The 6,566-nt window shown below is 31.4% G+C and carries 8 protein-coding genes; 4 read left to right on the plus strand and 4 right to left on the minus strand.

Annotation, left to right across the window (positions count from 1 at the left end):
* Positions 1 to 459, plus strand: a 459-nt coding sequence (locus CN514_RS18595) for a sensor histidine kinase (protein WP_141529419.1), incomplete at its 5' end; no start/stop codon positions are given.
* 39 nt (positions 460 to 498) lie between these two features.
* Here the strand turns inward: CN514_RS18595 and CN514_RS18600 are convergent.
* Positions 499 to 1,335: an alpha/beta fold hydrolase gene (locus CN514_RS18600; RefSeq protein ID WP_435817639.1), complete on the minus strand. Its 837-nt coding sequence runs from the start codon at positions 1,333 to 1,335 to the stop codon at positions 499 to 501.
* Positions 1,336 to 1,656: 321 nt separating this feature from the next.
* On the opposite strand from CN514_RS18600, the gene CN514_RS18605 reads away from it, so the two are divergent.
* Positions 1,657 to 2,043, plus strand: coding sequence for a CvfD/Ygs/GSP13 family RNA-binding post-transcriptional regulator (locus tag CN514_RS18605; RefSeq protein ID WP_056468646.1), 387 nt, complete (start codon positions 1,657 to 1,659; stop codon positions 2,041 to 2,043).
* 75 nt (positions 2,044 to 2,118) lie between these two features.
* On the opposite strand, the gene CN514_RS18610 is transcribed toward CN514_RS18605, so the two are convergent.
* Entirely contained in the window at positions 2,119 to 2,352 is a 234-nt protein-coding gene (locus tag CN514_RS18610) for a DUF378 domain-containing protein (RefSeq protein WP_056468643.1), read from the minus strand.
* A 202-nt stretch (positions 2,353 to 2,554) separates the two neighbouring features.
* On the opposite strand from CN514_RS18610, the gene CN514_RS18615 reads away from it, so the two are divergent.
* Together CN514_RS18615 and CN514_RS18620 are read left to right on the plus strand one after the other, a co-directional pair.
* On the plus strand, positions 2,555 to 3,907 hold the full coding sequence (locus CN514_RS18615) for a glucose-6-phosphate isomerase (protein WP_098233886.1): 1,353 nt from the start codon (positions 2,555 to 2,557) through the stop codon (positions 3,905 to 3,907).
* A gap of 121 nt (positions 3,908 to 4,028) precedes the next feature.
* Complete coding sequence (locus CN514_RS18620) at positions 4,029 to 4,433, plus strand: YugN family protein (RefSeq protein ID WP_098233887.1); 405 nt, start codon at positions 4,029 to 4,031, stop codon at positions 4,431 to 4,433.
* Between the two features lie 47 nt (positions 4,434 to 4,480).
* On the opposite strand, the gene CN514_RS18625 is transcribed toward CN514_RS18620, so the two are convergent.
* Both CN514_RS18625 and CN514_RS18630 read right to left on the minus strand, forming a co-directional pair.
* Positions 4,481 to 5,473, minus strand: coding sequence for a potassium channel family protein (locus tag CN514_RS18625; protein WP_176525965.1), 993 nt, complete (start codon positions 5,471 to 5,473; stop codon positions 4,481 to 4,483).
* Positions 5,474 to 5,536: 63 nt separating this feature from the next.
* Positions 5,537 to 6,226: an MgtC/SapB family protein gene (locus tag CN514_RS18630; protein WP_098233889.1), complete on the minus strand. Its 690-nt coding sequence runs from the start codon at positions 6,224 to 6,226 to the stop codon at positions 5,537 to 5,539.
* Positions 6,227 to 6,566 lie beyond the last annotated feature (340 nt).

The following is a 6,566-nucleotide window of genomic DNA, read 5'->3' on the forward strand; positions in this document are numbered from 1 at the left end:
CAAGAACCTAACGTAATTGCTCAGTTAATTGAAGATGCAATCGAAACATATTCTCAGATCCTTATTAAACGTAATATTAAAATTCAAAAGAACTTAGATGAGACGATTATCGCAAATGTTGATCCAGATCGTTTTCAACAGGTAATCCACAATTTACTTGATAACTCAATTCGTTACACACCTTCAGGTAAAACGATTTATATTACACTATTTCAAGATAAACAAGTCACGTTGGAAATATTAGACGAAGGAAAGGGAATTCCGTCTGAAGAGATTCCTCATTTAGGAGAAAGATTTTATCGAGTCGATAAAGCAAGATCTAGAAACGAAGGTGGAACTGGATTAGGACTTGCCATCGTAAAGCATATTATTGACCAACACAATGGTAAGATAAAATTTATGAATATAGATGGTAAAGGCTTGAAGGTTATTATTACTTTGCCGATATTTGATATATAATAAATGTGAAAAAGAGTCCTCGAACCTGGACTCTTTTTCTTATACAAAATTTGAAATACGTTCATAAATATGTTCAGGAATTTCTTCAGGAATTAAGTGTCCTGCTTCTGGATAAGTATATAAAGTTGAGTACCTTAAATCACGATGCAATCTTTCGCCTACTTCTAATGGAACTACTTTATCTTTTTCACCCCAAATTAATAGAGTAGGTACAGATATATTTTGTAAATCTTCAGGACTTAAATCCCCTTCTCGATCACGAATCATCTTTGTTAATGCTCTAAAAATTTCATCTTGTAAAAAAGGCTCCTTGTATCCGTTTATCATCTCATCATCGATTAACTTCTGATCATGAACAACTGAAATTAGTGAATTCATAATACCTTGTTTAGCTAAATGCCTTTTAATATATAGATAGAAAAAAGGAAAATATGATGAAATGATTAAATGTGGATTTGCCCTTCCTAAATAACCAGAACTACATAATAAAATCACTTTTTTAACAAGCTCCGGTTCTTTTTTTGTTACATATAAAGCAATTTGCCCACCCATAGAATGTCCGACTAAATAAATGTTTTGTAAACTTAAATGATTTACAAGAGAGATAACGACATTTGCAAAGTTATCATACGAATATTTAAAATTTAACTGTTTTCCACTTTTACCAAACGGGGGTAGGTCAATTACGACAACAACATGATCTTTTGAGATAAAAGGGATTAGTCTTCGGAAACTGAAGCAAGATGATAAAAAACCGTGAATTAATACAAATACTTTTGAATCTTGCTTATTGCTATTATGGTATCCGTAAAGTTCATAATAAACATCAAGTCCAGAAACCTTATATGTTGACTGCATTGTTCCAGAATGATTCATCATCCAAACTCTCCTTTAAGTTTTGGATTATTATGTCCAAACGGAAGGAATACATTCTTTATCTAAGTAATGCTCTGTATGTCACCATATGATATGCAAATCGCTAAAATACTTTTAAATTATAAGTTTTTCGTCAATTCTAATAGAGACAAAGTATTTATTTAAAATAATTGAAATAGCCCAACCTTTAAAGTGACTATAATAAGTAAAGGGATTTTAGAAAAGAAGTGCCATTTATGAGTAGTAAGCAAACTTTAAAAGTTGGTCTGTGTGTGCTAAAATTTATTTAGTGGAATTGAACGAAAATTAGGAGTGTTTTGAATGGCACAAAACTACAATATTGGAAAAGTTTACACTGGTAAAGTAACAGGGATTCAAACGTATGGTGCCTTTATTTCACTTGATCACCAAACACAAGGACTAGTACATATTTCCGAAATTATTAATGGATATGTTCGTGATATTCGAGACTATATTTCTGTTGGGCAATTAGTAAATGTACGTGTACTGTCTATTGATGAGATGACAGGAAAAATAAGTTTGTCTTTAAAAGGAGCAAGTATCGATCAAGGATTTAATGGTGACGAGAACTTAAAACATGCAGCTAGACTATTAAGAGAACTTAAACCAGATGGATTTAGCACCCTGCATAAAAAATTAAATGAATGGCTTCGCGTTGAGATGAAGAAAGAAAATATGACGAATTAAAAAGGAAGGGGATTTACCCTTCCTTTTTAAATCTTAGAAAAGTATAGATAAAAAGAGACTAATTTCGTCTGAGATTTATCTAACTTCATTTGTTTCAGGATGTGTTCCTAGCTCTTCTGAAGGTTTAAATAATAAGCCAAGGTTAATTAATCCTGAAATACCAACGATACCATAAATAATTCGAGCAAAAGCAGAATCTGCACCACCAAAAATTGCTGCAACTAAATCAAATTGAAAAAATCCAATTAAACCCCAGTTTATAGCCCCAATAATTGTAAAAATAAGTGCAATACGTTGTAATGTACTCATATAGGTTAACCTCCTTTTTATGACCTTCTAACATAGCTTTCCTCATTTGTTTTTGTTTATGTACTAAAAAATAATTATAAGAAGAAATGTCTTTTCATTTTTTGTTAATTTTTTCACATAAATATAATTGCATTTACTTGCTTTCAATTATTTAATTAGGTACATTGTAAAGGTATTACAACTATTTAAGGAGGTTTGATGTATGACTTCTCATATTAAATTTGACTATTCAAAAGCAAAAATGTTTTTTCAAGATCATGAAATATCATATTTAAGGGATGCAGTGAAATTATTTCACCATACAATTCATGAAAAAACAGGTGCAGGTAGCGACTTTCTAGGGTGGGTAGAGTTACCTAATGACTATGACAAAGAAGAATTTTCTCGAATTCAAAAAGCAGCAGAGAAAATTAAATCAGATTCAGACGTTCTTTTAGTAATTGGTATCGGTGGATCTTATTTGGGTGCTCGCGCTGCAATTGAAATGTTACAACACTCTTTTTTTAATATTGCTTCTAAAGAGGAAAGAAAAGCACCTCAAGTTTTCTTCGTAGGAAATAATATTAGTTCTACATATATGCACGATTTAACTCAAGTTTTAAAAGATAAGGATTTTTCTATTAATGTTATCTCAAAATCTGGGACAACTACTGAACCAGCTATTGCATTCCGTATTTTTAGAAAGCTGTTAGAAGAAAAATATGGTGTTGAACAAGCTAAACACCGTATTTATGCTACAACTGATAAAGCACGAGGGGCATTAAAAACTGTTGCTGACGAAAAGGGATATGAAACATTTGTTATTCCTGACGATGTTGGTGGACGTTATTCAGTATTAACTGCAGTAGGTTTATTACCCATTGCTGCAGCGGGTATTGATATTGAACAAATGATGAAGGGTGCACAAGATGCATATAAAGAATACAACTCTTCAGAATTAGAAGATAATCAAGCTTATCAATATGCAGTTGTTCGAAATGTTTTATATAACAAAGGTAAAACAATAGAGATGCTTGTTAACTACGAACCATCATTACAATATTTTGGAGAATGGTGGAAGCAATTATTTGGAGAGAGTGAAGGGAAAGACCAAAAAGGTATCTATCCATCTTCAGCAAACTTCTCAACAGATTTACATTCTCTTGGACAATATGTACAAGAAGGTCGACGTGATTTATTTGAAACAGTTTTATCTGTTGAAAATCCTCGCCATGAATTAACGATTGAACTTGAGGATAACGACTCTGACGGATTAAATTATCTTGCTGGTAAAACTGTAGATTTTGTTAATAAAAAAGCTTTTGAAGGTACAATATTAGCTCATGCTGACGGTGGGGTACCAAATCTAATTGTTTCATTACCAAAATTAGATGAGTATACTTTCGGTTATACAGTATACTTCTTTGAACTAGCTTGTGCGATGAGTGGATATTTACTTGGTGTAAATCCGTTTGATCAACCAGGTGTTGAAGCATACAAGAAAAACATGTTTGCATTATTAGGTAAACCAGGATTTGAAGAACTAAAAATGCAATTAGAAGAACGCTTAAAATAATATAAAGACAAAAGGACCGTTGTTAAATTTACTTTAACAGCGGTTTTTTTATTGAAATTACAAATTAATATTCATGTTTTTACTTAATAAGAAAATACTATTGAAAAAGGAGGAGAAAAGCATGTATCCTTTAAAATCAAAATTAGAGAATGCAATATTTCCGCTTAATGACATTGAGGGGAAATTAAAAAATCATGGATTTGTAATTGGAGCAAATTGGGAATATGATCATGGGAGTTTTGATTTATTAATGCAGGATGATGACGGGTATCAATATTTAAGATTACCCTTTAATGTTACTTCAGGTTCGTTAGATATGAATGGAGCAGTTATCCAATTTGATACTCCCTTTTTATTAACTCATATTTATAATGAGGGGCTAGATGATAATGTTGGTTTAGAGGGGAATTTAACTGGATCATTAAACCAGTTCCAAGAACCAATTGAAAAAGATGGAAAAGTTCCTAGAAAATATCAAATAAAAGGGTTTGAAATTCTTAAGAGAATTGAGGACGAACTTTTATAAAAAAAAGAGCCAAATCTCTTGGATTGGCTCTTTTTTGATAGCAATTGTTAAGTAAGTAAGATAAGAAAATCATCTTTTGCAATTTTAATACTTTTATCTGGTCTGATGATTGTTTGTTTATCGCGAATGATTCCAATAATCATTTTATCGTTGTTTAATTCTTCAACTACAATATCGAAATAAAATTTTCCAATCATTTTTTGTTCAACTTCCAATATTTTTACTGTAAAGTTTTCTAATTGATTTGTTAACTTAAGTACAACATCTGAATATCCTCTATGCATAATCGAACCTGACATTACAAAGGAAGTTAACAAATGCGCTTCAATTATTTCATTGGCGCCAGCTCGATTTGCGTTAATAACTTGATTTTTGGTTAAGATTTCTGCGATACAGTTTATTGATTGGTTGAGACCTTTCGTAGCGATGATTGTTAAAATTGTTTGCATATCAGCATCTTGCTCATTTTTATTTTGATCTGCCGTAATTAAGATTGTATTGGCAAATTTAATATTTGCTCTTTCTAAAACCGAGTCATTGGAGGCAGAGCCTTTTACAAAGTGCACTTTTTCTAAATCAGGAGGTAATAACTCTAAACTTTCATCAATTAATACAATATAGACCTGGTTTGAAGATGCACGTAGTTGTTTAATAACATTTTTAACTCGTTCATTCCAACCTACTATTATAATATGGTTCCTTTTCGTAAATGTAAGAGCACCTCTAAAATCCGCGTCCTGGTTCCTAAATGTTTGTGCTGTGAATGAAATCATATAATAAGAACCAAACCCAGTACCAAGTAAAATTAATATAACTGCAAAAAAACGTCCAACTGGAGATAGAGGTACATAATCACCGTAACCTACTGTAAATGTAGTTACTATTGACCACCACATACCGTCCCAAACAGTTGGAAAAGTAAATGGCTCAGCGAAATGGATGATTGATCCAAAAATAGCAATCAACGATAATAAAATTAAAGTAATTTTTAATAGTGTATAGGATTTAAAATAGATAGGCTGGTTACGAAATACTTTCAAGCTAATACCTCCATCGCAATTTCGTAACACTTATTTTTACCAATAAGCAATAACTTATCACTACTATATACTTTCTATTTCAATTCCACGGATGTTTTCTATTTGTTCAATATCATAATAAATTTCTGTCGTTCTTCGTTTATTAAACACTAATAATTTCATTTGGACATAATGTTCATCATTATTTAATCCTTTTATTTTAATGTTCTTAACTGTAATATCCTGAGCTGTAATTTGATCAATGACAATATTTATATTTTCGCTTCCTATTACTGTTAGCTTTAAACTTATATCTCTTTCTTTTAATCTTTTAGGACCAAGCTTGTTAATTAAGTAAGGAATTAATTCTACACTTATTATTAATAAGCCTACGCCTGCTAAAGCCTCGGCGTAAAAGCCAGCCCCAACAATTATTCCGATACCCGATGCGCCCCAAATCATAGCAGCTGTTGTTAATCCAGCTATTGTATCATTACCTCTTCGGAGAATTACACCAGCTCCAACGAAACCGATTCCTGATACTATTTGAGCTGGTAAACGTAACGGATCCATGGTTATATTTAAATAATCACTTCCATGAAATGAAAAAGCAGAACTAATAGAAACAATTGTTAATAGGCAACTCATTATTGAAATAACAAGGCATGTCTTTAATCCAAGAGGTTTTCTTTTTAACTCTCTTTCTAAACCGATAACAGAACCTAACATTGCTGATACTAGTAATTTTATGAGGATATCTGGTTGTAGATCCATTTTCTAAACCCCTTTTCTATATAGTTTATGGCTAATTCGACATTGCGTATTACACTTCCTTCGTACTATATATAAATTTTTTTATCGTTTATAAAAAAAATAAAAAAAAGGGCTTGTCATAATCTAAATGGAATGTTATATTTATATACGTCGCCAAGATGGTTCGACAAAAATCGAAATGAAGTAATAAAAAATAAAAAAAATATTGACTCGCTGTTGAAGAGATGTTAATATGAAAAAGTCGCAAATGACGCGACAAAGTGAACTTTGAAAACTAAACAAAACATGAAGTAAACGTCAATTATTAGTTTTTTGAGCAGTACAAGATTTAAACTTAACT

Source organism: Bacillus sp. AFS001701 (assembly GCF_002559405.1).
Classification (GTDB): Bacteria; Bacillota; Bacilli; order Bacillales; family Bacillaceae_G; genus Gottfriedia.